Raw genomic sequence first — 25,297 nt, 5'->3', positions numbered from 1 at the left:
GAGCTGCGTCCTGGGCATTACTAAGCGGTAACTTATCGAGTCTCCGGTTGAGGTTACCCGGGTTTTCCGGGGGTCTGAAGCGACCGCCCCGGTGATCTGCGTCGCCCGCCGCGCGGCGCGGGCGCGCACGCGGGGGGCGCGGTGCGGGGCGCCCTGTGGGGCGGATTCGAAAATTTCGCCCCCCACCTGCGGTGATGCAGGAAAGTTGAGTCTCATGCACTCATAACGTTTGACGGGACCTTCGCCCCATGGCACTCTTGAGCCCATCAAGCTCAAGTAGCAGTGCGGACAACCTCCGGAGGACAGCGAAATGGCACGTGCGGTCGGCATCGACCTGGGTACGACGAACTCTGTCGTCAGTGTTCTCGAAGGCGGTGAGCCCACCGTCATCACCAACGCCGAGGGCGCCAGGACCACGCCGTCCGTCGTCGCCTTCGCCAAGAACGGCGAGGTGCTCGTCGGCGAGGTCGCCAAGCGGCAGGCCGTCACCAACGTGGACCGGACGATCCGCTCGGTGAAGCGCCACATGGGCACGGACTGGAAGCAGTCCATCGACGGCAAGGACTTCACCCCCCAGCAGATCAGCGCCTTCATCCTGCAGAAGCTGAAGCGCGACGCCGAGTCGTACCTGGGCGAGAAGGTGGCCGACGCGGTCATCACCGTCCCGGCGTACTTCAACGACTCCGAGCGCCAGGCGACGAAGGAGGCCGGCGAGATCGCGGGCCTGAACGTCCTGCGCATCGTCAACGAGCCGACGGCCGCGGCGCTGGCGTACGGCCTGGACAAGGACGACCAGACGATCCTCGTCTTCGACCTCGGCGGCGGCACCTTCGACGTCTCGCTGCTGGAGATCGGCGACGGCGTGGTGGAGGTCAAGGCCACCAACGGCGACAACCACCTCGGTGGCGACGACTGGGACCAGCGCGTCGTGGACTACCTGGTGAAGCAGTTCGCCAACGGCCACGGCGTGGACCTCTCCAAGGACAAGATGGCGCTCCAGCGCCTGCGCGAGGCCGCCGAGAAGGCGAAGATCGAGCTGTCCTCGTCCACCGAGACCTCGATCAACCTCCCCTACATCACGGCCTCCGCCGAGGGCCCGCTGCACCTGGACGAGAAGCTCACCCGGGCGCAGTTCCAGCAGCTCACCCAGGACCTCCTGGAGCGCTGCAAGACCCCCTTCCACCACGTGATCAAGGACGCCGGCATCCCGCTGGGCGACATCGACCACGTGGTCCTGGTCGGCGGCTCGACCCGGATGCCCGCCGTCGCGGAGCTGGTGCGCGAGCTGACCGGCGGCAAGGACGCCAACAAGGGCGTCAACCCGGACGAGGTCGTCGCCATCGGCGCCGCCCTGCAGGCCGGCGTGCTCAAGGGCGAGGTCAAGGACGTCCTGCTGCTCGACGTCACCCCGCTGTCCCTCGGTATCGAGACCAAGGGCGGCATCATGACCAAGCTGATCGAGCGCAACACCACGATCCCGACCAAGCGCTCCGAGATCTTCACGACGGCCGAGGACAACCAGCCCTCCGTGCAGATCCAGGTCTACCAGGGCGAGCGCGAGATCGCGGCGTACAACAAGAAGCTCGGGATGTTCGAGCTGACCGGCCTGCCCCCGGCCCCGCGCGGCGTGCCGCAGATCGAGGTCACCTTCGACATCGACGCCAACGGCATCATGCACGTCGGCGCGAAGGACCTGGGCACGGGCAAGGAGCAGAAGATGACCGTCACCGGCGGCTCCGCGCTGCCCAAGGACGACATCGACCGCATGATGCGCGAGGCCGAGCAGTACGCGGACGACGACCACAAGCGCCGCGAGGCCGCGGAGACCCGCAACCAGGCCGAGCAGCTGGTCTACAGCACCGAGAAGTTCCTCAAGGACAACGAGGACAAGGTGCCCGGCGACGTGAAGTCCGAGGTCGAGGCCGCCGTGGCGGAGCTCAAGGAGCAGCTGAAGGACGAGTCCGCCGAGAACACCGGCGCGCTGCGCGAGGCCACCGAGAAGCTCGCCACCGTCAGCCAGAAGCTGGGCCAGGCGCTCTACGCCGACGCCCAGGCGGCCGGCGGCGCGGCCGGCCCGGGCGCTGCCGACGGCGACTCCGCCCCCGCCGACGACGACGTGGTGGACGCCGAGATCGTCGACGACGAGAAGCGGGACGGTGCCGCGTGACGGAGGAGACCCAGGGCTTCGAGGACAACGAGGAGCCCGACGTCCCCACCGACGACGCTGCCGCCCGTGACGCGGCAGCCGCCGGGGACGCTCCCGAGGGACCTGAGGGAGCCACCCCGGCCGGGGACGCCGGCGCCTCGCCCGCGGCCACCGCCCGGCTCGACCAGGTCGCCAAGGCGCTCGAGGAGCGCACCAGGGACCTGCAGCGCCTCCAGGCGGAGTACCAGAACTACCGCCGGCGCGTCGAGCGCGACCGGATCGCGGTCAAGGAGGTGGCCGTGGCGAACCTGCTCACCGAGCTGCTTCCCGTGCTGGACGACGTGGGCCGCGCCCGCGACCACGGCGAGCTGGTCGGCGGCTTCAAGTCGGTGGCGGAGTCGCTGGAGACGGTCGTCGCCAAGATGGGCCTGATGCAGTTCGGCAAGGAGGGCGAGCCCTTCGACCCGCTGGTCCACGAGGCGCTGATGCACTCGTACTCCCCCGAGGTGGAGGAGACGACCTGCGTGCAGATCCTGCAGCCGGGCTACCGCATCGGGGAGCGCACGATCCGCCCCGCGCGGGTCGCCGTCGCCGAACCCCAGCCGGGCGCGGTGAAGAGCGAGCAGGAGCGGTCCGCCGGATCCGAGGACGCCCCGGAAGAGGAGAGCGGTGGCCCGGACGAGGGCTGACGTGCTGAGGCCGGACACGAGTGGGCGCGTACGGAAGGAGGGACGCCGCGGATGAGTACCAAGGACTTCATCGAGAAGGACTACTACAAGGTCCTCGGCGTCCCCAAGGACGCGACCGAGGCCGAGATCAAGAAGGCGTACCGCAAGCTGGCGCGGGAGTTCCACCCCGACGCCAACAAGGGCGACGCCAAGGCCGAGGAGCGCTTCAAGGAGGTCTCCGAGGCGAACGACGTCCTGGCCGACCCCAAGAAGCGCAAGGAGTACGACGAGGCGCGCGCCCTCTTCGGCAACGGCGGCTTCCGGGCCGGCGGGCCGGGGGGCGCGGGCCAGTTCAACTTCGACCTCGGCGACCTCTTCGGGGGTACGCAGCCGGGCGCCGGCGGTTTCGGCGGCGGCAGCGGCGGGATCGGCGACGTCTTCGGCGGCCTCTTCGGCGGCCGGGGCGGCGGGCGTACGCAGCCGCGCCGGGGCCAGGACATCGAGTCCGAGGTGACGCTGGCCTTCGACGAGGCCGTCGAGGGCGCCACGGTGCCGCTGCGGATGTCCTCCTCGGCCGCCTGCAAGACCTGCGCGGGCACCGGCGACCAGAACGGCACCCCCCGGGTCTGCCCGACCTGCGTGGGCACCGGCCAGGTCTCGCGCGGCGGCGGGGGCGGCTTCTCGCTCACCGACCCCTGCGTGGACTGCAAGGGCCGCGGCATGATCGCGGAGAACCCCTGCGAGGTCTGCCGGGGCTCCGGCCGCGCCAAGTCCTCGCGCACCATGCAGGTCCGCATCCCCGCCGGCGTCGCCGACGGCCAGCGCATCCGGCTGCGCGGCAAGGGCTCCCCGGGGGAACGGGGCGGTCCTGCCGGGGACTTGTACGTCGTGGTGAACGTCGCCAAGCACCCCGTCTTCGGCCGCCGCGGCGACAACCTCACGGTGACCGTCCCGGTGACCTTCCCGGAGGCGGCGCTGGGCGGCGAGATCTCCGTCCCGACGCTGGGCGGCCCCGCGGTGAAGCTGAAGCTGCCGCCGGGTACGCCCAACGGCCGCACCATGCGCGCCCGCGGCAAGGGCGCGGTGCGCAAGGACGGCACCCGCGGCGACCTGCTGGTCACCGTGGAGGTGCAGGTCCCGGCGGAGCTGGAGGACAAGGCGCGCCAGACGCTGGAGGCGTACCAGCGGGCCACGGAGGGCGCCGACGGCGCCGATCCCAGGGCCGCGCTGTTCCAGGCCGCGGAGGGAGACTGAGATGGGCGTGCCAGGTGCGGGGGGCCGGGGGCCGGGCCGCAGTCCGTACGAGCTGAACGACGACACCCCCGTCTACGTCATCTCCATCGCGGCCCAGCTCTCGGGCCTGCACCCGCAGACGCTGCGGCAGTACGACCGCCTCGGCCTGGTCTCCCCCGACCGCACGGCCGGCCGGGGCCGTCGCTACTCGGCGCGCGACATCGACCTGCTGCGCCAGGTCCAGCAGCTCTCGCAGGACGAGGGCATCAACCTGGCCGGCATCAAGCGCATCATCGAGCTGGAGACGCAGGTCGCGGCGCTCCAGCAGCGGGTGGCGGAGCTGCAGTCCGCGCTGGAGGGCGCGGCGGACACCCTCCAGCGCCGCGAGGCCCAGGTCCACGCCTCGTACCGCCGCGACCTGGTCCCCTACCACCAGGTCCAGCAGACGAGCGCACTGGTGGTGTGGAAGCCGCGGCCCAAGCGGGGCTGAGGGGCGGCTAGCCGGGGCTGCGGGCGGCCGGCCCGGTCGGCTCGTCCAGCAGGCCCGATCCGGCGAGCAGGAAGCCGAGTTGGGCGCGGCTGCCGCTGCCGAGTGCGGCGGAGAGCTTGGCGATGTGCCCGCGCACGGTACGCACGTTGATACCGAGGCGCAGCGCGATCTCCTGGTCGTCGTTGCCGGCGATCATCAGGCGGGCGATGCGGAGTTGGACGGCCGGTACGCCGTCCGTCCTGTTTCCTTCGGCCAGGGGCCGGCCCAGGGGCTTGCCGTGCTCCCACAGGACGTCGAAGGTGCGGCGCAGGAAGCGGATCACGGGAGGATGGCAGATCTCCAGCGCTGTGGAGTTGTCGTGGGCGAGAGCGATCAGCGCGGCCTCGTTGTCGATGATGATCATGCGGCCGAAGACCTCGTTCACCGTACGCACCTGGAGCAGCGGCCCGGCGAACCTGCGCTGGAAGTCCAGCACTTCACGTGAGTGGCGCACGGAGTGCACGTACAGCGTGCGGATGGGGACACCGCGTTCCAGCAGGCCGGCCGTGCGGGATGCCGCCGAGGCCAGCGCCTCCACGGGGCGCTGGCTGCCGGGCTGCATGGTGAGCACCTCGTCGGTCGCCTGGCGGCTCAGGGAGTCCAGTCGCTCGTTGATCCGCTCGACCCCGCTCAGCGTGAAGAGGGGCAGCTCGGCCGACGGCACGCGGTGGACGGTGTCGACGAGGGCCCGGAAGTCCTCCACCAGGCCGGCGGCGTGCTCCAGGTAGGCCCGCTCGTTGCGCTTGACGAGCAACTCCAGCCCGTATGAAGGGGGTACGGGCCGCAGCAGGTCCTCGTTCTGCCCGTCCACGGTGAGCAGGCCGGCCTCCAGCAGGCACGGCGCGGCCAGCGCGGCGTCCCGCCGGACCTGGTTCTGCGACAGGGCCAGGGCGTAGATCTCCCTGCCCGGCGGGCAGATCACGTCGTGCGGGTGCTCCGGGTGCGGTACGTCAGTGCCCACTGCTCTCCTCCCGGCCGTGTGTCGGGGCGTCCATGACTACTCCGTGACACCGTCCCGTCGCTGTGCCATGATCCCCCCGCAGGCCCAAGGGGGTGAGGCTGTGGCCCGGCACAAGCACCCGCAGACGGTACGCGCCACGGTGATGTGCGCGCGGTGCCGCGCGGTGTACGTCCGGGCGCTGGACGGGGGCGGACTTCCGAGGGATGCCACGGCGTCGGCGCGGTGCCTGCTGGACCTGGGTGTACTTGTCCCCGACGATACCGATCCCGGGCGCCTGCTGCCCGTGCCGGTGGCCACCGCCCTCGGTCTGGCACTGGGCCGCCGGCAGCACCAGGACACACGGCGGTTGGCCGCTCTGGTGTCGGACTGGCCGCAGGAGGAGTCCCCGCCCGCCGCCGGGCTGCCGATGACGACCGTCTCCGGGTTCGACCGCATCAACCAGCGCCTCGACGCGGCCCTGGCCGCGAGTGAGACCGAGGTGCTGGCCATGCAGCCGCGGGCCGCCTCGCACGAGGCCGCCGCACAGCTGGGGGCGGCCAGGGACCTGGAGGTGCTGAAGCGCGGGGTTTCGATGCGCACGCTCTACGTGCACGCGGCCCGCTTCACCGTCGGCAGGATGAGCTACCAGGAGCAGATCCGGCGCTACCCGGTGGAGGTGCGCACGCTGCCCGGAGTGATCGAGCGGATGGTCGTCGTGGACGAGACGGTCGCGTTCATCCCCGCGAGCGAGGACAGGTCGCAGGCCCTCGAGGTGCGCCATCCACCGCTGGTGCGGGTGCTGCGGCAGTGCTTCGAACTGCTGTGGAGGCTGGGGGTCCCGCTGTGGGAGCCGGTCGAGTACGGGGCGTCCGACCACGAGGTGTCGGCCGTGCAGCGCGCGATCGCCCGGATGCTCGTGGAGGGGCTCGACGACCAGGTGGTCGCGGCGCGCCTGGGGGTGAACGTGCGCACGGTGCGCGGCCACATCGCGAGGCTCTCCGCGCTTCTGGGCAGTCACGGCCGCGCCCAGCTCGGGTTCCTCATAGCCCGTTCCGGGATTCTGGAACAGGCGGACTAGCCACCGGGGTTTCGGTCTCGTCGAGCAGTCCCGAGCGGGCGATCAGGAAGCCGAGCTGGGCGCGGCTGCCACTGCCCAGCAGGCTGGACAGCTTGGCTATGTGGGAGCGGCAGGTGCGGACGTTCATGCCCAGCCGGCGGGCGATGGCCTCGTCGACCAGCCCTGCCACCAGGAGCTTGGCGATGCTGCGCTGGATGCCGGTGACGCCGTCGGGGCGAGGATCGTAGCTGATCTCCTCGATGAACGGGGTGGCCAGGCGCCAGAACTGCTCGAAGACGCCCACCAGGTAGGCGACCAGCCCCTGGTGGCGCAGTTCCAGGGCGACCTGGCGGTCCTTGCGCGCCGGGACGAAGGCGACCTTCCGGTCGACGATGATGAGCCGGTCGATGATCTCCTCAAGGGTGCGGACCTCCACCTGCCCCTTGTGGCCGAGGAGTTCGAGGTAGGCCAGTGTCGTCGGCGTGTGCCGGGCCGTGTGCTGGTAGAGGGTGCGCATCCGCGCGCCCCGGTCCACGAGCGGCCGGTCGCGGCGCAGCGCCTCCTCGAAGCTCGTCGGCCGCCGGTGACCGCCCGGCTGTACGGTGAGCAACTCCTCGTTGCACTGGGCAAGTGCCCGGTCGAGGGCGGAGTTGATGCGGTCGTACCCCTCCAGGACCGTGATCGCGTGCGCGGTCGGCGCGCTGTCGGCGGTGATGGCGATGAAGGGCTCGAAGACGTCCGTGAGGGTCACCGTCTGGCGGCGCCGCTCCTGTATCTCCCGCTCGATGGGGATGAGGAGTTGGGACAGGGCGGCCGAGGGCGGGACGGGGATCAGCCACTGGTCGTCCGACGGATCGGGGTAGAGCAGGTCCAGATCGACGAGGCAGGGTGCGTCGATCGCGGCGGACCGGGCGATCCGGCCACTGCGCAACGCGCCGGCGTAGATGTCCTTGCCCTCCTCGCACAGCGCCACAGGGGAATGACGATGTCGTGAATTGCCCGCTTCTGTCATGGTTCGCACCCCCTCAGCCTCATGCAATGCAAGAACATGATGCATGGTCCCGGTGGCGCTCGGGACCCCACCTGAGTCATCTTTCATTGCAGGAGAGACGTGGCAAGTACCTGAAAAGGGAGAGGTGAAGCCGGAATGTCCAGGTGGGCTCGCCGGGTTTGCGCTTTCGCAGTCGTCGCCGCAGCCGCCTTCGGGGCGGTGGCGCTGGGGGATTCCGGCTGGCGTTCCTCCGGTGGCGATGACTCGGGCTGGAGTTCGGTCGCTGCGGAGTCGGGCTGGCCGAGTGATGACTCGGGCTGGATCGTGGCACCGAACGACGACTCGGGCTGGGTAGTGAAGCCCAACGACGACTCGGGCTGGTGAGTGGGCGACTTCCTCTCCGATGCCTCGGCGGCGACCCGGTAACGGCCGCTGCCGGACGGATACCTGAGTGATGGGGGTGGGGTGGCGATGACTGATCGATCGGGCTGGCACTCGGTCGACCTGGACACCGCGATCCCCCACCCCGGTGACTCCATGACCGTGGTGGTCGCCGGCTGGCTGGTCACCGTGGTCAGGGACGAGGACGGAGATGTGCGGGCTCACCACCATCGCTCGGGCCGGCCCGTCCGGTGTGTCGTGCGATGTGGCGTCATCTCCGTGAACCTCACCCTGGAGGCGACCGTGAAGGCCGAGGTCGGCCCTTCCTGACAGCGCCTCCACCCCCCCACTGCGCCTGACGGGCGGCTCCCCCCGGACACCGTCGCCCCGGGCGCTGTGCCGGCGGTGCCACCGCTGCTGCAGTCAGCGGTGGCACCGCCCGCCACTCTTCCCCTGGCTCTCCCCCCGGAGCCAGGGGAAGAGTCTTTCGCGCGTGCGCCCAGTGGGCGGCTCCTGCCTTGGGCGCGGCGTGAGTCGGGGATGCTATACCCGGCCCATCCCCCGCGTCAGCGAGATCTCCACCGCCACCCGGTCCGGGTTGGGCGCCGGGCGCCGGCCGTAGCGCTCCTCGTAGCGGCGTACCGCCTCCGCCACCGCCGCCGGGTCCTCCACCACCCGCGCCGTGCCCTCCAGCGTCGCCCAGCGGCCCCCGTCCACCTGGCAGACCGCCACCGGGGCGCCCGCCCCGCCCGCCGCGCGGATGTGCGCGACCTTGCGGCTCGCCCGGTTGGTGATGATCCGCGCGAGGCCGGCCCGCGGGTCGTACGTCACCCCCACCGGCACCACGTGCGGGCTGCCGTCCGCGCGGTGCGTGGTCAGGGTGCACAGCTGCCACTCCTGCCAGAAGGCCAGGTAGTCGGGGTCCGGGTTGCGTACGTCGATCGTCACGCAGGCAGCGTACGAGGCCCGCGCCGCCGGCCGGGGACCGGACGCGTCCCGAGGTGAATTCACCCCGCCGCGGCGGGAATTGGCGCGACGCATCGAGTTGAGTGGAGTAGACTCAAGTTACTTCAGGACGGTAAGCGCAGTGCGGTAGTGCGGCGGCGAGGAGGAGCACAAGCAGTGGACGCGGAGCTGACCAACAGGAGCCAGGAAGCGATCAGCGGGGCCAACACCCGCGCGGTGTCCGGCGGGAACCCGGACATCACCCCCGCGCACCTGCTCCTCGCCCTGCTCGAGGGCCAGGACAACGAGAACATCCAGGACCTGCTGGCCGCGGTCGAGGCCGACCAGGCCACCCTGCGCTCGGGCGCCGAGCGGCTCGTCGCCGCGCTGCCCGGCGTGCAGGGCGCCACGGTCGCCCCGCCGCGCGCGAGCCGCGAGCTGCTCGCCGTGATCGCGGACGCCGCGCGGCGCGCGAAGGAGCTGGGCGACAGCTACGTGTCGACCGAGCACCTGCTGATCGCGCTGGCCGCCAAGGGCGGCGAGACCACGCGGCTGATGGAGCAGCAGGGCGCCGGGGCCGGGCAGTTGCAGACCGCCTTCGACGCGGCGCGCGGCGGGCGGCGGGTGACCACGCAGGACCCCGAGGGCACGTACAAGGCGCTGGAGAAGTTCGGTACGGACTTCACCGCCGCCGCCCGCGAGGGCAGGCTCGACCCGGTCATCGGCCGCGACGCCGAGATCCGCCGCGTGGTCCAGGTCCTCTCCCGCCGTACGAAGAACAACCCCGTCCTCATCGGCGAGCCCGGCGTCGGCAAGACGGCCGTCGTGGAGGGCCTCGCCCAGCGCATCGTCAAGGGCGACGTCCCCGAGTCGCTGCGCGGCAAGCGCCTGGTCTCCCTCGACCTGGGCGCGATGGTCGCCGGCGCGAAGTACCGGGGCGAGTTCGAGGAGCGGCTGAAGACCGTGCTGGCCGAGATCAAGGCGAGCGACGGCCAGATCATCACCTTCATCGACGAGCTGCACACGGTCGTCGGCGCGGGCGCCGGCGGCGACTCCGCGATGGACGCGGGCAACATGCTCAAGCCCATGCTGGCCCGCGGCGAGCTGCGGATGGTCGGCGCGACGACGCTGGACGAGTACCGCGAGCGCATCGAGAAGGACCCGGCGCTGGAGCGGCGCTTCCAGCAGGTGCTGGTCGCCGAGCCGAGCGTGGCGGACTCCGTCGCCATCCTGCGCGGGCTCAAGGGGCGCTACGAGGCGCACCACAAGGTGCAGATCGCCGACTCCGCGCTGGTGGCCGCCGCCACCCTCTCCGACCGCTACATCACCTCCCGCTTCCTCCCCGACAAGGCCATCGACCTCGTCGACGAGGCGGCCTCGCGGCTGCGGATGGAGATCGACTCCTCCCCGACCGAGATCGACGAGCTGCAGCGCGCCGTCGACCGGCTGCGGATGGAGGAGCTGGCCCTGGCCGGCGAGCAGGACGCCGCCTCCCGCGAGCGGCTGGTCAGGCTGCGCAGGGACCTCGCCGACAAGGAGGAGGAGCTGCGCGGGCTGACCGCCCGCTGGGAGAAGGAGAAGGAGGGCCTCAACCGCGTCGGCGAGCTGAAGGAGCGCCTGGACGACCTGCGCGGCCAGGCCGAACGCGCCCAGCGCGACGGCGACTTCGACTCGGCCTCCAAGCTGCTCTACGGGGAGATCCCCACCCTGGAGCGGGAGTTGGAGGAGGCCTCGCGGGCCGAGGTGGCCGCCAAGAAGGACACCATGGTCAAGGAGGAGGTCGGCCCCGACGACATCGCCGACGTCGTCGCCGCCTGGACCGGCATCCCCGCCGGCCGGCTGCTGGAGGGCGAGACGCAGAAGCTGCTGCGGATGGAGGAGGAGCTGGGCCGGCGCCTCATCGGCCAGTCCGAGGCGGTACGGGCCGTCTCCGACGCGGTGCGCCGCTCGCGCGCCGGGATCGCCGACCCCGACCGCCCCACCGGCTCCTTCCTCTTCCTGGGCCCCACCGGCGTGGGCAAGACCGAACTGGCCAAGGCGCTCGCCGACTTCCTCTTCGACGACGAGCGGGCGATGACCCGGATCGACATGTCGGAGTACGGCGAGAAGCACTCCGTCGCCCGCCTGGTCGGCGCCCCGCCCGGCTACGTCGGCTACGAGGAGGGCGGCCAGCTCACGGAGGCCGTGCGCCGGCGCCCGTACAACGTGGTGCTGCTGGACGAGGTGGAGAAGGCGCACCCGGAGGTCTTCGACATCCTGCTGCAGGTGCTCGACGACGGGCGCCTGACCGACGGCCAGGGGCGGACGGTGGACTTCCGCAACACCCTCCTGATCCTGACGTCGAACCTCGGCTCGACGTACCTGGTGGACCCCGCGCTCAGCGACGGGCAGCGCCGCGAGCGGGTGCTGGAGACCGTCCGCGGCTCCTTCCGCCCGGAGTTCCTCAACCGCCTCGACGACCAGGTCGTCTTCCACGCCCTGGGCGGGGACGACCTGCGGCGCATCGCCCGCATCCAGCTGGACCACCTCCAGCGCCGCCTCGCCGAGCGCCGCCTCACCCTGGAGGTCTCCGACGAGGCGCTGGACTGGCTCGCGCGCCTGGGCCACGGCCCGGACGCCCCGCCGGACCTCGCCTACGGGGCGCGCCCCCTGCGCCGCCTGGTGCAGTCCGCGATCGGCGACCAACTCGCCCGGGAGATCCTGTCGGGCGAGGTCCGCGACGGCGACACGGTCCGGGTGGACACGGCGGGCGAAGGACTGCTGGTCGGCAGGAAGGCGTAGCCCCGTACCCGCCGCGCACAGCCGCGACGCGCGCCCGCATTCCGCTGCGGGCGCAGCGTCGCGGCTTGCCACCCCCCGCCCCCTATGGGGGAGGATGGGCGGACGCTATGAAGGGAAACTCACGGTGAGTATCGACCCGTCCTCGATTCCGAACTTCGGGGGCCAGCCCGAACCGCAGCCGGCCGCCCCGCAGGGGCCGGTCGTTCCCGACCAGGACCTGGTCAAGCAGCTCCTGGAGCAGATGGAGCTGAAGTACGTCGTCGACGACGAGGGTGACCTCGCGGCGCCGTGGGAGCAGTTCCGCACGTACTTCATGTTCCGCGGGGAGAACGAGCAGCAGGTCTTCTCCGTCCGCACGTTCTACGACCGCGAGCACTCGATCGAGGACAAGTCGGCGCTGCTGGAGACCATCGACGACTGGAACCGCCGCACCCTGTGGCCGAAGGTCTACACCCACACCCATGACGACGGCTCCGTCCGCCTGATCGGCGAGGCGCAGATGCTCATCGGCACCGGCGTCAGCCTGGAGCACTTCGTCTCCTCGACGGTCAGCTGGGTGCGCGCCTCCGTCGAGTTCGACAAGTGGCTGGTGGAGACGCTGGGCCTGGCCACCGAGGTCGAGGAGTCGACCGAGGACAAGCCGGACGACGAGGGCTGACCCCCCTCCCCCGACGACCGACGCCTGTGCCCCCGACCGGAGTCCGGTCGGGGGGACAGGCGTCGGGGGCGGTCCTAGGCCGGCGCCCGCAGCCGGGCCGCGGCCTCCCGCAGTACCTCGTCCTTCTTGCAGAACGCGAAGCGGACGAAGGGCGCTCCCGCCTCCTGGTCGTCGTAGAAGACCGCGGTGGGGACGGCGACCACGCCGCAGCGGGTGGGGAGGGCGCGGCAGAAGGCGAGGCCGTCCTTCTCGCCCAGGGGGCGGATGTCGGTGGTGACGAAGTACGTGCCCGCCGGGCGGTAGACGGCGAAGCCCGCGTCCGCCAGGCCCGCCGACAGCAGGTCGCGCTTGGCGCGCAGCTCCTCGCGTTGGCCCTCGTAGTACGCGTCGGGGAGGGCCAGCGCCTCCGCGACGGCGTACTGGAAGGGGCCCGCGGAGACGAAGGTGAGGTACTGCTTCGCCGAGCGCACCGCCGCCAGCAGCTCCGGCGGCGCCGTCACCCAGCCGACCTTCCAGCCGGTCAGCGAGAAGGTCTTGCCCGCCGAGGAGATGCCCACCGTCCGCTCGCGCATCCCGGGGAAGGACGCCGGCGGGAGGTGGGCGCCGTCGAAGACCAGGTGCTCGTAGACCTCGTCCGTCACCACCAGCAGGTCGTGCTCGACCGCCAGTTCCGCCACCGCCGCCAGCTCGGCGCGGGTGAGGACCGTACCCGTCGGGTTGTGCGGGGTGTTGAGGAGCAGCAGCCGGGTGCGCGGGGTGATCGCCGCGCGCAGCTCGTCGGGGTCCAGGTGGTACGCGCCCGCGTGCGGCCTCAGTGTCACCGGCACCCGGCGGGCGCCGGCCAGGGCGATGCAGGCCGCGTAGGAGTCGTAGTACGGCTCCAGGGCGATCACCTCGTCGCCGGGCTCCAGCAACGCGAGCATGGCCGCGGCGATCGCCTCCGTCGCGCCCGCGGTGACCAGGACCTCCGTATCGGGGTCGAACTCCAGTCCGTAGAAGCGGCGTTGGTGGTCGGCGATCGCCTGGCGCAGCTCGGGCACGCCGGGGCCCGGCGGGTACTGGTTGCCCCGGCCGTCGCGGATCGCGCGCACGGCCGCCTCGCGGACCGCCTCGGGTCCGTCCGTGTCGGGGAAGCCCTGGCCGAGGTTGATCGCCCCGGTCCCGGCCGCCAGGGCGGACATCTCCGCGAAGATCGTCGAGGTGAACTCCGCCAGGCGGCTGTTGAGGTACGGGCGTCGCATGCGCGTCACGGTAGTGGGTGCGCGGGAGGCGGAACCACAGGTCGAAGCTCTGGAGTTGCTCAAATCCGCTTTGGGGCGCGGAAGGCGCGGGCACCACCGGGTTGGGAGCACGGGGCTCCCGCGCGCAGGGCCTCGCGGACGCGGGTCCGGCGCGGTGCGGAAGCTGAGGGGGAGCGGGCATGGGGACCGTGATCGTCATGGTGGTGTTCTTCGGAATAGTGCTCTTCGGAGTGGTGGGGCTGCTGGGAGACCGGTCCGCCGCGCCCCGGCGCTCCCGGGGCGGGCGGCGCAGGGGGTCGGGCGGCGGCTGGAGCGGGGGAGGGTCCTCCTGCGGGGGCGGCTCCTCCTGTGGGGGCGGCTCCTCTTCCTGCGGTGGCGGCGGTGGCTGCGGCGGCGGTGGGGGCGACTGAGGGACCGCGTGCGGAGCGGATGAAGAGCAGGGGGGAAAGGGCATGTTGGTATGGGTGGTGTTGCTGAGCGCCGCTTCGTTGGTGGGCGCCCTAAGCGTCCTGTCCAGGGCGACGAGAGGTGTGGGGCGGCCGGGCGCCCGCAGCAAGCGGAAGCCGGTCCGCACCAGGGAGCGGCGCACCTCGTCCGCCCGCGGGAGCGGTAGCTGCGGTGCAGGGGGCTGGGCCTGCGGTAACGGCGGTGCGAGCTCGTCCGAGTCCTGCGGCGGGGGCGGCGGCTGCGGCGGCGGTGGTTGCGGCGGAGGCGGCGGTTGCGGCGGCGGAGGGAGCTGAAATTGTCGGGCTATGCCCGAAAAGCGGCGCCCCGTGCTCCTTTCGGAGCCGCGGGGCGCCCCTTTGGTGAACATGTGACCAGGGTGGCCCCCGAGGGGATGTAAAGCGGGTGAAGATGCCGAAAAGCCCGGTGGGGGCCTGGCAGTTCATGGTTCCGTGTCATACGGAACCTCCGCGTCCTCCATCCCAGGTGCACCTGTGAGGCGGCCGGCCCAGTTCGCCACACGTCATACGGAGCCGAATACGGAGCCGACCCATGCTCACCACACTCCAGACCTCCTACACCGACACCCGGGCCGCCGACCTGGCCTGGCGGCTCGGCATGCGGCCGCTGCCCGCGCTCGCGGTGCTGCCGCTGCGGATCGACGAGATGGACGTGCAGCTGCGGCTGCTGGGCGCCTCCCACCAGGTCATCCTGGAGGGTCCCGACGGCAGTTGCTCGGAGACCGTCGCCTGCCTGCCCGGCAGCAGCACCCCGCTGCCGCTCGGCGTCTCCAAGCAGATCGGTGACTTCGACTACGAGTTCAGCGCGCACGTCGAGCACCTCTCCGCCGGCGCCTTCGGCGTGCGCGCGCAGGAGCTGCTGGCGCTGGTCGCGGAGCATCCGCACGGGCTGGCCGGCGTCTTCCCCGGCAGCCCGCACGCCTTCACCGCGCTGCTGGTGCACCGCCAGGGCGGCGGCGGGGGCAGCGGGGGACGGGGCGGCGGCGACAGCGTCGGCTGGCGCACCTGGCACGCGTACCCGCAGGAGGGACGCCTGGTGACCACCCGGACCCGGGTGGGCGTGCGGGTGGCTCAGCCGGCCTGAAGACACCTCCCGCACACCAACTCGCCCATGCGAACCGCATATCGCACCCTTGTGGGTGACAAAGGGAGACATCGGCGCGACCGTATCGTTCGTTCCGTGATCGAGCGGCCTGAGACCCCGGCATATGTCGTGCCCCGGCAGCCGAGGCGGCCGGGGCAGTCCAGGAGGGGCCTGCCCGTGCGTCCCGCCACGGGCCGCCTCCTCGTGCTCGCCACGGTCTTCGTCTGCGCCGCCTGCGGCCTGGTCTACGAACTCGAACTGGTCGCCCTCGCCTCCTACCTGGCCGGCGACTCCGTCACCCAGGCCTCCGTCGTGCTCTCGGTGATGGTCTTCGCCATGGGCGTCGGCTCCCTCCTCGCCAAGCGGCTGCGCCCGCGCGCCGCCGCCGCCTTCGGGCTGATAGAGGCGGCCCTCGCGCTGGTCGGCGGCCTCTCCGCGATGGCGCTCTACGCCTGCTTCGCCTGGGTCGGCCACTCGCAGGTGGCGCTGGTCGGCTTCTCGCTGGCCATCGGCGTGCTCATCGGCGCCGAGGTGCCGCTGCTGATGACCCTCATCCAGCGCATCCGCCGCCAGGACGCGGGCGGCGCGGTGGCCGACCTCTTCGCCGCCGACTACGTGGGCGCGCTGGCCGGCGGGCTGGCCTTCCCGTTCCTGCTGCTGCCCTGGCTGGGCCAGATCGCCGGCCCGCTGGCCACCGGCGCGGTCAACGCCGTGGCCGGCGGGGCGCTCGTGCTGTGGCTCTTCCGGGGGGACCTCAGCCGCCGCGACCGTACGTACCTGCTGGCCGGGAACGCCCTGGTCCTCGTCCTGCTGCTGCTCGCCGCCGTCCTCGCCCCCGCCTTCGAGCGGGCGGTGCGCCGGGAGGTGTACGGGGACGAGGTGCGCGTGGCCCTCACCACCGGCGTGCAGGAGGTCGTCCTGACCGGGCGCCGGGGCGAACCCCTGGCCCTCTACCTCGACGGCCGGCTGCGGGTGAGCGAGCGCGACGAGCAGCGCTACCACGAGTCGCTGGTGCACCCGGCGATGGCGGGGCGCCGGGAGCGGGTGCTGATCCTCGGCGGCGGTGACGGGCTCGCGGCGCGCGAGGTGCTGCGCTACCGGGACGTGCGCGAGGTGGTGCTGGTGGAGCTGGACCCCGGCGTCGTACGGCTGGCGCGGACCGACCCGGAGCTGTCCGCCCTCAACGGCGGCGTCTTCGCCGACCCCCGGCTGCGGGTGGTGGACGCCGAGGCCTTCGACTGGCTGCGGCGCTCGGCCGAACCCGGCGCGTACGACGTGATCGTCTCGGATCTGCCGGACCCGGTGCTCACGCCCAGCGTGAAGCTCTACTCGCAGGAGTTCTACGCCCTCGCCGCGAGGGCCCTCGCGCCCGGCGGCCGGCTCAGCGTCCACGCGGGCGCGCTGCGGGGGCGGCCCCGGGTCTACTGGACGGTCGAGGCGACCCTGCGCGCGGCCGGGCTGCGCGCGACGGGCTTCCGCGTCCCGGGCCGCGACGGCGGGCGGGAGGGCCGCGGCGGGCGGGGGGTCCTCCCCGAGGCCGGGGACTGGGGCTTCTGGCTGGCCGCCCGCGCCGCGCCGCCCCGGCTGGCGCTGCCCGCGGACGCCCCGCGGCTGCGCTGGCTCACCCCGGCGGCCCTGCGCGAGGCGGGAGCGGGGCGCGGGCCGCGGCCGGCGAAGGTGCGCCCGTCGACACTGGTCCACCCCCGGTTCGTGCCATAGGCCTGGTACGGAGTTCCCCGCCGCAACCCGCGCCGTGAAGCCGATGCCTGCGCGGGGCTGCCTGGGTACCCTCGGGCGCATGGAGCTTGAGGTGTACGTCCCGTATGAAGAAGCGGCCGTCCGTCGCGCCCTCGCGGACGAGGCCCTGGTCGCGCGCAGCGTGCCCGGCCTCCAGCTCGACGCCGCCCGATCGGAGGAGACCGAGCCGCTGCGCGGGCGGCTCAGACTGCGCATCGGCGGCTCCACCATCACCTACCGGGGCAGCCTGCGCCTGAGCCCGCACAACGACACCGCCGCGCCCGGCGCCTTCGCCGTCGAGGGCGAGGGCGTGGAGGCCCGCGGCTCCGGCTCGGTGAAGCTCGCCCTGACCCTCACCCTGCGCCCCTCGGGCGAGGGCACGGCGCTGACCTGGGGCGGTACGGTCCTCGCCGAGGGCCGACTCGCCGCGGCCGAGCCGGCGCAGGCCCGCTCGGCGGCGCAGCGGCTGCTGGAGCGCTTCGCGGAGGCCCTGGCGGCGGAGCTGGCCGCCGAGGAGGCGGAGGAGGAGGCCGAGGCGCGGGCGGCGGCGGAGGAGGCGCAGGACGCCGAACGCGACGCCGAGCTGGACGGGGAGCTGGACGGGGACGACCCCGACGACGCCCCCGGCCCCGCCCTCCTGGACGCCGGCGACGACAACGACCGCGTCATCCCCGGCATCCCCGGCCCGGACCGCCCCCGCACCGGGGAGGCGCAGGAGCCGGCGGCGGCCCCCGCGGACTCGGCGCCTCCGGAGGAGCTGGACGACCTCGACGACCTGGACGACCTGGACGACACCGACGTCCTCGGCATCGAGGTCATCGAGGAGCTGGAGGACGTGGCCGACCCCGACCAGCCCGAGGCCGCCCACGCCCGCCGGACGATGATCGGCCGCTCGACGGAGGAGGTCGACCACGCGCCCCCGCGCGGCCGCTACACCCCCCAGCCCCCCTCCGGCGAGACGCTCACGGCGGTCGGGAAGCTGCGCCGGGCGGCCCCGGCGGCGGCGGTGCTCGTCGCGGCGGCGGTGCTCGCGGGACGGGCGCTGCGCCGCCGGGGCTGAGCGGGGGGAGCGCTGGCGGCGGGGTCCGTACGGGCGGACACTCGCCGCACGCCTGCCAGTTGGGGCAGCGGCGGTGGTTACCCTCGTAGGCGTGACCACACGACTCGAAGCCGGTGACGCCGTCCTCGTCATCGACGCCGCGAACGGCTGCCGGATCTCCTCCCTCCAGGTGCGCGGGGACGAACTGCTCAGACAGGGGCCGGAGTTCGGCAGCTTCCCGATGGTCCCCTGGTGCGGGCGCATCGACCACGGCCGCTTCCCCGTCGGCGGCGAGATCCACCAGATGCCGGTCAACGCGCCCCCGCACGCCAACCACGGCACCGGCCGCGACGTGCCCTGGCAGCGGGTCGCGGTGGCGGCGGACCCCGACGAGGGGGTGCGTACGGCCGTCTTCAGCTACGAACTCGCCGACCCCTGGCCGTACAAGGGGACCGTCACCCAGCGCTTCGAGCTGGCCGGGGACGGCGGCGCGCTGACCGTGTCGATGGGCGTGGAGACCGCCGGGGTGTCCTTCCCCGCGCAGGTGGGCTGGCACCCCTGGTTCCTGCGCAACCTCGGCCGCGGCGGCGACGTCGAGCTGGCCTTCTCCCCCGTCTGGCAGGAGGAGCGCGGCGCCGACCACCTCCCCACCGGCCGGCGCATCGAGCCGCAGGCCGGCCCCTGGGACGACTGCTTCGGCATGCCGTACGGCACCGAGGTCACCCTGACCTGGCCCGAGGTGCTGGAGCTGACCGTGACCAGCCGGCAGGAGTGGCTGGTGGTCTACGACGAGCAGGAGGCGGCGGTCTGCACCGAACCGCAGTCCGGCCCGCCCAACGGCCTCAACACCGCACCCCGGCTGGTCACCCCCGTCGACCCGCTGGAAGGCGCGATGACCTGGACCTGGCGGCCACTGGGGTGACGCGGAGCCCGGGGAGGTTTCACGTGAAACCTCCCCGCGGGGTGGGCGTAGGGTCGGGGCCATGACTGACTACCGCGCCGCACTGCTGCAGCAGATCAAGGACAAGGCCGTGGTGCACGGCAAGGTGACGCTCTCCTCCGGGCTGGAGGCCGACTACTACGTCGACCTGCGCCGCGTCACCCTCGACGGGCAGGCCGCCCCCCTGGTCGGGCAGGTGCTGCTCGACCTCGCCGCCGACCTCGACTTCGACGCGGTCGGCGGCCTGACCATGGGCGCCGACCCGGTGGCCACCGCCATGCTGCACGCCGCCGCCGCGCGCGGGCGCGAGCTGGACGCCTTCGTCGTACGCAAGGCCGCCAAGGCGCACGGCATGCAGCGCCGGGTCGAGGGGCCGGAGATCAGGGGCCGGCGGGTGGTCGTGGTCGAGGACACTTCCACCACCGGCGGCTCCCCGCTGGAGGCGGTGGCGGCGGTGCGCGAGGCGGGCGCGGAGGTCGTCGCCGTGGTGACGATCGTGGACCGGGCGACGGGCGCCGCGGAGAAGATCGAGCAGGGCGCGGGCGTGCCCTACCGCTACGCCTTCGGCTCGCAGGAGCTGGGCCTGGCCTGAGCGGCCTGAGCGGCCTGAGTGGCCGGCGGTCCGGGGCCGGCGGTCCGGGGCCGCCGGCCCGTCCGGCGGCTCGGGACGCACCCGTTCAGTGCCCCTGGACACATCTGGAAGGATGGGAGCGGCACCGACGACGACGTCGCCCCCCGCATACGGAGAAACCCGCGCATCCCCAAGGAGCGGACAGATGCCCATCGCAACCCCCGAGGTCTACGCCGAGATGCTCGACCGGGCGAAGGCAGGCAGGTTCGCCTACCCGGCCATCAACGTGACGTCGTCGCAGACGCTCAACGCCGCCCTGCGCGGCTTCGCCGAGGCGGAGAGTGACGGCATCGTCCAGATCTCCACCGGCGGCGCGGAGTTCCTCGGCGGCCAGTACAGCAAGGACATGGTCACCGGCGCGGTCGCGCTGGCCGAGTACGCGCACATCATCGCCGAGAAGTACCCGGTGAACATCGCGCTGCACACCGACCACTGCCCCAAGGACAAGCTCGACGGGTACGTACGCCCGCTGCTGGCCGTCTCCGAGGAGCGCGTCGCCAAGGGCGGCGACCCGCTCTTCCAGTCGCACATGTGGGACGGCTCCGCCGAGACCCTCGCCGACAACCTGGACATCGCCCGGGAGCTGCTGGCCCGTACCTCCGCCGCGAAGATCATCCTTGAGGTCGAGATCACCCCGACCGGCGGCGAGGAGGACGGCGTCAGCCACGAGATCAACGACGAGCTGTACACCACCGTCGAGGACGCGCTGCGCACCGCCGAGGCGCTGGGCCTGGGCGAGAAGGGCCGCTACCTGCTGGCCGCCTCCTTCGGCAACGTGCACGGCGTCTACAAGCCGGGCAACGTCGTGCTGCGCCCCGAGCTGCTGAAGGACCTGCAGCAGGGGGTCTCCGCGCAGTACGGCACGAGCGAGCCGTTCGACTTCGTCTTCCACGGCGGCTCCGGCTCGACCCGTGAGGAGATCGCCACCGCGCTGGAGAACGGCGTGGTGAAGATGAACATCGACACCGACACCCAGTACGCCTTCACCCGCCCCGTCGCGGACCACATGTTCCGCCACTACGACGGCGTGCTGAAGGTCGACGGGGAGGTCGGCAGCAAGAAGCTGTACGACCCGCGCACCTGGGGCAAGTCCGCCGAGCAGTCGATGGCCGAGCGCGTCATCCTGGCCTGCGCGGACCTGCGTTCGGCGGGTACGAAGCTCAAGTAGCGCCTGATGGAGGGCCCTTGCGGGGGCCTGTTCGACGACCGGAGCCCCGGCCGCCCCTGGTGAGAGAGGGGCGGCCGGGGCTTTGCCGTCGTACGTACGGCCTCAGGACAGCGTCTGCGCTGCCTGCGGGGAGCTGTCGCGCAGGAAGACCGTGCAGCGCTCGAACTCCTCGCTCTCGCCGATCGCCCCGGCCGCGCGGCCCAGCGCGTGCAGCGAGCGCAGGAAGCCCCGGTTGGGCTCGTGCTCCCAGGGAACGGGGCCGTGTCCGCGCCAGCCGCTGCGGCGCAGGGAGTCCAGGCCGCGGTGGTAGCCGGTGCGGGCGTAGGCGTACGACTCGACGGGGCGGCCGGCGGCGAAGGCGTCGTCGGCCAGCTGGGCCCAGGCCAGCGAGGAGGCGGGGAACGCGGCGGCCACCTCGGCCGGGTCGGTGCCGGCGGCGAGCAGGTCGCGGGGGCCGGGGTCGTCGGGCAGGCGGGTCGGCTCGGGGCCGCCGAGCAGGTTCTCGTGAGTTGCCATGGGGGCCAGTGTGCCACCGGCCCCGTATCCGCAACGCTCCCGGACCGGGCGGCCCCGGCGCACCCCGGTGCACTGTCCGAGCACATGTACGATCAATCCGAATTCATGATCGGATCTGGTCGGCCTCTCCCACTCCCGCCGGCTGCGGAGTAGCTGGAGTACCCCGATGCCGCGTGCCGTCCGCCCCCTCACCGGGCTGCTGCTCGGGCTGGGCTGCATCGCCGGCGGGGTGTCCTGGTGGGACGCGGACACCGCCGACCGGGCCGCCCCGGTGGCGCAGGAGGAGCCCGCTCCGGTACGCACCACGCCGCCGCCCGTGCGGCCGAAGCCCGCGCCCACCCCGTCCCGTACCCCCCGGGCGGCACCCTCCGCGAGCACACCCGCCCCCGCCGGGCCCACCGCCGTGCCGCGCCGGGGCTCCGGGCGCTACACCACCGCGCCCGGCTCGGGCCAGACCACCGGGAAGGGGTCGATCCTGCGCTACCTGGTGCAGGTGGAGGACGGCAGCGGGCTGCGCGCCGACGCCGTGGGCGCGGCGGTGGAGCGGGTGCTGGCCGACCCGCGCGGCTGGACCGCCGACGGGCGGCACGGCTTCCGGCGGGTGGCCTCGGGCCCGTACGACGTGGTGATCAAACTCGCGACCCCCGAGCGCGCCAACGACCTGTGCCGGGCCGGCGGGCTGCACCCGCAGGGCGACGTGAACTGCCGGGTGGGCGCCACCGTGGTCGTGAACCTGACCCGGTGGACGGAGGGCTCCGCGCAGTTCACCGGCCCGATCACCGAGTACCGCGCGCTGATCGTCAACCATGAGGTCGGTCACAGCCTCGGCCACGGCCACCTCACCTGCCCCGGTCCGGGAAAGCCCGCGCCGGCGATGATGCAGCAGATCAGGGGCCTGAAGGGCTGCGTCGCCAACGCCTGGCCGTACGACCGCGGCGGGCGCTACCTGAGCGGGCCGTCCGTGCCCTGAGCGGAGCCGGGCCGCCTTGCCCTGAGCCGCGCTGGAGCGCATCATTCCTGGTGGGCCCGTCGATACGGGCCCGAGGGGACCGGGGCCTACTACCGACGCAGGAAGGGGCGGACCGCTACCCGGAAGCACCACCTGGGAGACAGCGATGTCCTCTGACCGCTCCACGCAGCCGCTCTCCGGCTGCCCCATGTCCGCGGGGGGCGCGGCCCCCGACTCCGAGGCCCCGCACCTCGACTTCGCCGGCACCACGCCGTACGAGGACTACGTCCAGGCCGACGTCCTCACCCACCTCCAGCACCCCCGCTCCGACGAGCCGGGCGAGATGGTCTTCCTGGTGACGACCCAGGTCATGGAGCTGTGGTTCACCGTGATCGTCCACGAGTGGGAGACCGCCGCCGCCGCCCTGCGCCGGGGCGAACTCCCGGTCGCGATGGCCGCGCTGAAGCGCTCGGCCTGGGAGCTGGAGTCGCTCAACGCCTCCTGGAAGCCCATCGCGCACCTCACCCCGGCCCAGTTCAACGCCTACCGCTCGGCGCTGGGTGAGGGCTCCGGCTTCCAGTCGGCGATGTACCGGCGGATGGAGTTCCTGCTCGGCGACAAGTCCGCCTCGATGCTGGTGCCCCACCGGGGCGCCCCGCGCGTGCACGCCGAGCTGGAGAAGGCCCTCGCGGAGCCCTCGCTCTACGACGAGGTGCTGCGCCTGCTCGCCCGGCGCGGCTACGCGATCCCCGCCGAGGTCCTGGAGCGCGAGCCCACCGCCCGCTACGAGGCCCACCCCGACGTCGAGGAGGCGTGGGCCCGGGTCTACGCCGGCGACCAGGACGGCGAACTGGTCCGCCTGGGCGAGGCGTTGACGGAGGTCGGCGAGCTGGTCTGGCGCTGGCGCAACGACCACCTGGTCGCCACCCGGCGCGCGATGGGCTCCAAGGTCGGTACGGGCGGCTCGGCCGGGGTCGCCTGGCTGGAGAAGCGTGCGCGCAAGAACGTCTTTCCCGAGCTGTGGGGAGCGCGGTCCCGTGTCTGAGCCGATAGCAGTGGAGCCGGTGGTCGAGGCCGCCCGCCTGGACGCAGCCGACCCCCTCGCGCCCCTGCGTGCGCGCTTCGTCCTGGATGACGCCGTTTACCTTGACGGCAACTCCCTGGGTGCCCTCCCCGCCGCCGTCCCCGACCGGCTGGCGGAGGTCGTCCGCCGGGAGTGGGGCGAGCTGCGCATCCGCTCGTGGACCGAGGCCGGCTGGTGGACCGCGCCGGAGCGTATCGGCGACCGGATCGCGCCGCTGGTCGGCGCCGCGCCGGGGCAGATCGTGGTCGGCGACTCCACCAGCGTCAACGTCTTCAAGGCCCTCGTCGCCGCGATCCGGCTGGCCGGCGAGGAGCGCGACGAGGTGCTGGTCGACGCCACGACCTTCCCCACTGACGGCTACCTCGCCGCCTCCGCCGCCCGGATGACGGGCCGCACCCTGCGCCCGCTGCCGCCGGAGGCCATCGCGGCCGAGGCGGGGCCCCGTACGGCCGCCGCGCTGGTCAACCACGTCGACTACCGCACCGGGCGGCTCAACGACCTGCCCGGCATCACCGCCGCCCTGCACGCGGCCGGGGCGCTCGCCGTCTGGGACCTCTGCCACAGCGCCGGCGCGCTGCCGGTGGGGCTGGACGAGCACGGCGTGGACCTGGCGGTGGGGTGCACGTACAAGTACCTGAACGGCGGCCCGGGTTCACCCGCGTACCTCTACATCAACCGTGCTGTGCAGGGGGGTTTCGACTCCCCGCTGCCCGGCTGGAACGGACACCGCGAACCCTTCGGCATGCGACCGGAGTTCGCCCCCGCCGAGGGTGCGCTGCGCGGCCGGGTCGGCACCCCCGACATCCTGTCCATGCTCGCCCTGGAGGCGGCGCTGGAGGTCTGGGACGGGGTGGGGATCGAGGCCGTACGGGCCAAGTCCCTCGCCCTGACGGACTTCTTCCTGCGCCGCGTGGCGGCCGAGGTCCCGGCGGGGCTGGTGGAGTCGCTGACCCCGGCGGCGCACGCCGAGCGCGGCAGCCAGGTCGCGCTGCGGTGCGCGGACGCGGGCAAGGTGATGGCGGAGCTGATCGCGCGCGGCGTGATCGGGGACTTCCGCGAGCCGGATGTGCTGCGTTTCGGCTTCACCCCGCTGTATACGTCGTTCACGGACGCGTACACGGCGGCGCGGACGCTGGGCGCGGTGCTGGCGCCCTGAGCGCGGACGAGAAAGAGGTGCGGGCGGGCATGACGCCTGACGACGCGGAGTTGGACGCCCTGCTGGCGCACGGGCCGGTGGCCCCCGAGCGGAGCTTCCGCTACGGGGACCACCCCTCGCAGGTGGTCGACCTGTACGGGACGGCCTACGAGGGGACGGGGGCGCCGGTGATCGCCCTGCTCCACGGCGGCTTCTGGCGCGAGCGCTACGACCGTACGCACCTCTCCCCGCTCGCCGCCGCCCTCGCCGCCGACCTGGGGCGCTGCGTCGCCCTGGTCGAGTACCGCCGCGTCGGCGGGGGCGGCGGCTTCCCCGCCACCTTCGACGACCTCCCGCCCGCGCTGGCCGCCCTCCCCGGCGCCCGCCCGGTCACCCTGGTCGGCCACTCGGCGGGCGGCCACCTCGCCCTGTGGGCGGCCGCGCGCTGCCCGGCGGCGGTGGCCTCGGTGGTGGCGGTCTCCCCGGTCGCGGACCTGGCCCTGGCCCACGAACTGGCGCTCAGCGACGACGCGGTGGGCGAACTCCTCGGCGGCGCGGACCTCGTAGCCCAGCGCCTGGACGAGACGGACCCGATGCGGATGCCGCCCCCGCCGGCCCCGGTCACGCTGCTGCACGGAGCGCTGGACACGACGGTGCCGGCGGAGCTGTCCCGCCGGTACGCGCAACACGCCACCGGGGAGCTGCGCGAACTGCCCGGCACGGGCCACTACGCGCCGGTGACACCGGGGACGGGGGCGTACGGGGTGCTCGCGGGAGCGGCTGCGGGCGGGGAGGCTCCACGAACGGGTGAACACACAGGGGACAGGTCCTACCAGGGCTGATGTCGCGGTCAGGCTGCACAGCGATCCGGAGGTGGACGGCTACCGCGTCGCGCTCAGCGTGCGGTTCGGGGAGCCCCTCACTATCCCGGCCCCGGTGGACATCGTGCTCGACACCGAGGCCCTCAAGGACTACGTGCG

At 73.0% G+C, this 25,297-nt stretch carries 24 protein-coding genes; 19 read left to right on the top strand and 5 right to left on the bottom strand.

Annotated features, from left to right (window positions below; translation table 11 throughout):
- Positions 1-310: 310 nt before the first annotated feature.
- The 4 genes from dnaK to ACFQLX_RS02550 are packed head-to-tail and all read left to right on the top strand — an operon-like array spanning position 311 to position 4,537.
- Positions 311-2,167 carry a molecular chaperone DnaK gene (gene dnaK / locus ACFQLX_RS02565; RefSeq protein ID WP_386411436.1) on the top strand — a complete coding sequence of 619 codons (1,857 nt, stop codon included), beginning with the start codon at positions 311-313 and terminating at the stop codon, positions 2,165-2,167.
- Positions 2,164-2,835 (top strand): nucleotide exchange factor GrpE, encoded by a 672-nt coding sequence (gene grpE, locus ACFQLX_RS02560; protein WP_386411434.1) that lies wholly within the window; start codon positions 2,164-2,166, stop codon positions 2,833-2,835. The genes dnaK and grpE overlap by 4 nt, the downstream gene beginning before the upstream one ends.
- Positions 2,836-2,886: 51 nt before the next feature.
- Positions 2,887-4,068, top strand: a complete 1,182-nt coding sequence (dnaJ, locus tag ACFQLX_RS02555) for a molecular chaperone DnaJ (RefSeq protein ID WP_386411432.1) — start codon at positions 2,887-2,889, stop codon at positions 4,066-4,068.
- Between the two features lies 1 nt (position 4,069).
- A complete protein-coding gene (locus ACFQLX_RS02550; RefSeq protein WP_386411430.1) occupies positions 4,070-4,537 on the top strand; it encodes a heat shock protein transcriptional repressor HspR in 468 nt (155 codons plus the stop codon).
- A gap of 7 nt (positions 4,538-4,544) precedes the next feature.
- On the opposite strand, the gene ACFQLX_RS02545 is transcribed toward ACFQLX_RS02550, so the two are convergent.
- A complete protein-coding gene (locus tag ACFQLX_RS02545) occupies positions 4,545-5,537 on the bottom strand; it encodes a helix-turn-helix transcriptional regulator (protein WP_386411428.1) in 993 nt (330 codons plus the stop codon).
- A 100-nt stretch (positions 5,538-5,637) separates the two neighbouring features.
- Here ACFQLX_RS02545 and ACFQLX_RS02540 point away from each other — a divergent pair, with 100 nt between their 5' ends.
- Positions 5,638-6,594: a helix-turn-helix transcriptional regulator gene (locus tag ACFQLX_RS02540; protein ID WP_386411427.1), complete on the top strand. Its 957-nt coding sequence runs from the start codon at positions 5,638-5,640 to the stop codon at positions 6,592-6,594.
- On the opposite strand, the gene ACFQLX_RS02535 is transcribed toward ACFQLX_RS02540, so the two are convergent.
- The gene (locus ACFQLX_RS02535) at positions 6,557-7,585 is read right to left on the bottom strand and encodes a helix-turn-helix transcriptional regulator (RefSeq protein WP_386411425.1); all 1,029 of its coding nucleotides are present in this window, start codon (positions 7,583-7,585) and stop codon (positions 6,557-6,559) included. The genes ACFQLX_RS02540 and ACFQLX_RS02535 overlap by 38 nt on opposite strands.
- Positions 7,586-8,035: 450 nt before the next feature.
- On the opposite strand from ACFQLX_RS02535, the gene ACFQLX_RS02530 reads away from it, so the two are divergent.
- A complete protein-coding gene (locus ACFQLX_RS02530) occupies positions 8,036-8,275 on the top strand; it encodes a hypothetical protein (protein ID WP_386411423.1) in 240 nt (79 codons plus the stop codon).
- A gap of 213 nt (positions 8,276-8,488) precedes the next feature.
- Here ACFQLX_RS02530 and ACFQLX_RS02525 read toward each other — a convergent pair whose 3' ends face one another.
- Positions 8,489-8,893 carry a pyridoxamine 5'-phosphate oxidase family protein gene (locus ACFQLX_RS02525; RefSeq protein ID WP_386411421.1) on the bottom strand — a complete coding sequence of 135 codons (405 nt, stop codon included), beginning with the start codon at positions 8,891-8,893 and terminating at the stop codon, positions 8,489-8,491.
- A 174-nt stretch (positions 8,894-9,067) separates the two neighbouring features.
- On the opposite strand from ACFQLX_RS02525, the gene clpB reads away from it, so the two are divergent.
- Positions 9,068-11,671 carry an ATP-dependent chaperone ClpB gene (gene clpB, locus ACFQLX_RS02520; protein WP_386411419.1) on the top strand — a complete coding sequence of 868 codons (2,604 nt, stop codon included), beginning with the start codon at positions 9,068-9,070 and terminating at the stop codon, positions 11,669-11,671.
- A 124-nt stretch (positions 11,672-11,795) separates the two neighbouring features.
- Positions 11,796-12,329, top strand: a complete 534-nt coding sequence (locus ACFQLX_RS02515; RefSeq protein ID WP_386411417.1) for a type III secretion system chaperone family protein — start codon at positions 11,796-11,798, stop codon at positions 12,327-12,329.
- A 74-nt stretch (positions 12,330-12,403) separates the two neighbouring features.
- Here the strand turns inward: ACFQLX_RS02515 and ACFQLX_RS02510 are convergent, their stop codons facing one another.
- On the bottom strand, positions 12,404-13,570 hold the full coding sequence (locus tag ACFQLX_RS02510; RefSeq protein ID WP_386411415.1) for a pyridoxal phosphate-dependent aminotransferase: 1,167 nt from the start codon (positions 13,568-13,570) through the stop codon (positions 12,404-12,406).
- Positions 13,571-13,749: 179 nt separating this feature from the next.
- On the opposite strand from ACFQLX_RS02510, the gene ACFQLX_RS02505 reads away from it, so the two are divergent.
- The 7 genes from ACFQLX_RS02505 to fbaA all read left to right on the top strand — a co-directional run bounded on the left by ACFQLX_RS02505 (position 13,750) and on the right by fbaA (position 20,633).
- The gene (locus ACFQLX_RS02505; RefSeq protein WP_386411413.1) at positions 13,750-13,980 is read left to right on the top strand and encodes a hypothetical protein; all 231 of its coding nucleotides are present in this window, start codon (positions 13,750-13,752) and stop codon (positions 13,978-13,980) included.
- A 586-nt stretch (positions 13,981-14,566) separates the two neighbouring features.
- A complete protein-coding gene (locus ACFQLX_RS02500) occupies positions 14,567-15,118 on the top strand; it encodes a DUF2617 family protein (protein ID WP_386411411.1) in 552 nt (183 codons plus the stop codon).
- Positions 15,119-15,247: 129 nt separating this feature from the next.
- Positions 15,248-16,837: a polyamine aminopropyltransferase gene (locus ACFQLX_RS02495; protein ID WP_465270542.1), complete on the top strand. Its 1,590-nt coding sequence runs from the start codon at positions 15,248-15,250 to the stop codon at positions 16,835-16,837.
- A 79-nt stretch (positions 16,838-16,916) separates the two neighbouring features.
- On the top strand, positions 16,917-17,915 hold the full coding sequence (locus ACFQLX_RS02490) for a CoxG family protein (RefSeq protein WP_386411407.1): 999 nt from the start codon (positions 16,917-16,919) through the stop codon (positions 17,913-17,915).
- Between the two features lie 91 nt (positions 17,916-18,006).
- Positions 18,007-18,816: an aldose epimerase family protein gene (locus ACFQLX_RS02485; RefSeq protein WP_386411405.1), complete on the top strand. Its 810-nt coding sequence runs from the start codon at positions 18,007-18,009 to the stop codon at positions 18,814-18,816.
- 61 nt (positions 18,817-18,877) lie between these two features.
- Positions 18,878-19,426, top strand: a complete 549-nt coding sequence (gene pyrE / locus ACFQLX_RS02480; protein WP_386411403.1) for an orotate phosphoribosyltransferase — start codon at positions 18,878-18,880, stop codon at positions 19,424-19,426.
- Positions 19,427-19,610: 184 nt separating this feature from the next.
- A complete protein-coding gene (fbaA, locus tag ACFQLX_RS02475) occupies positions 19,611-20,633 on the top strand; it encodes a class II fructose-bisphosphate aldolase (protein WP_386411401.1) in 1,023 nt (340 codons plus the stop codon).
- A gap of 102 nt (positions 20,634-20,735) precedes the next feature.
- Here the strand turns inward: fbaA and ACFQLX_RS02470 are convergent, their stop codons facing one another.
- Entirely contained in the window at positions 20,736-21,149 is a 414-nt protein-coding gene (locus ACFQLX_RS02470; RefSeq protein WP_386411399.1) for a DUF3151 domain-containing protein, read from the bottom strand.
- A gap of 166 nt (positions 21,150-21,315) precedes the next feature.
- Here ACFQLX_RS02470 and ACFQLX_RS02465 point away from each other — a divergent pair, with 166 nt between their 5' ends.
- The 4 genes from ACFQLX_RS02465 to ACFQLX_RS02450 all read left to right on the top strand — a co-directional run bounded on the left by ACFQLX_RS02465 (position 21,316) and on the right by ACFQLX_RS02450 (position 25,159).
- Positions 21,316-22,119, top strand: coding sequence for a DUF3152 domain-containing protein (locus tag ACFQLX_RS02465; RefSeq protein WP_386411397.1), 804 nt, complete (start codon positions 21,316-21,318; stop codon positions 22,117-22,119).
- A 187-nt stretch (positions 22,120-22,306) separates the two neighbouring features.
- The gene (locus ACFQLX_RS02460) at positions 22,307-23,143 is read left to right on the top strand and encodes a tryptophan 2,3-dioxygenase family protein (RefSeq protein ID WP_386411717.1); all 837 of its coding nucleotides are present in this window, start codon (positions 22,307-22,309) and stop codon (positions 23,141-23,143) included.
- Positions 23,136-24,338: a kynureninase gene (gene kynU / locus ACFQLX_RS02455; protein ID WP_386411396.1), complete on the top strand. Its 1,203-nt coding sequence runs from the start codon at positions 23,136-23,138 to the stop codon at positions 24,336-24,338. The genes ACFQLX_RS02460 and kynU overlap by 8 nt, the downstream gene beginning before the upstream one ends.
- A gap of 29 nt (positions 24,339-24,367) precedes the next feature.
- Positions 24,368-25,159 carry an alpha/beta hydrolase gene (locus tag ACFQLX_RS02450; protein WP_386411394.1) on the top strand — a complete coding sequence of 264 codons (792 nt, stop codon included), beginning with the start codon at positions 24,368-24,370 and terminating at the stop codon, positions 25,157-25,159.
- The last annotated feature ends 138 nt before the right edge of the window (positions 25,160-25,297 follow it).

The sequence above is a fragment of the Streptomyces polyrhachis genome (assembly GCF_042663125.1).
In the GTDB taxonomy this organism is placed as follows: Bacteria; Actinomycetota; Actinomycetes; order Streptomycetales; family Streptomycetaceae; genus Streptomyces; species Streptomyces polyrhachii.
This window is presented reverse-complemented; position numbering and strand designations above follow the sequence as displayed.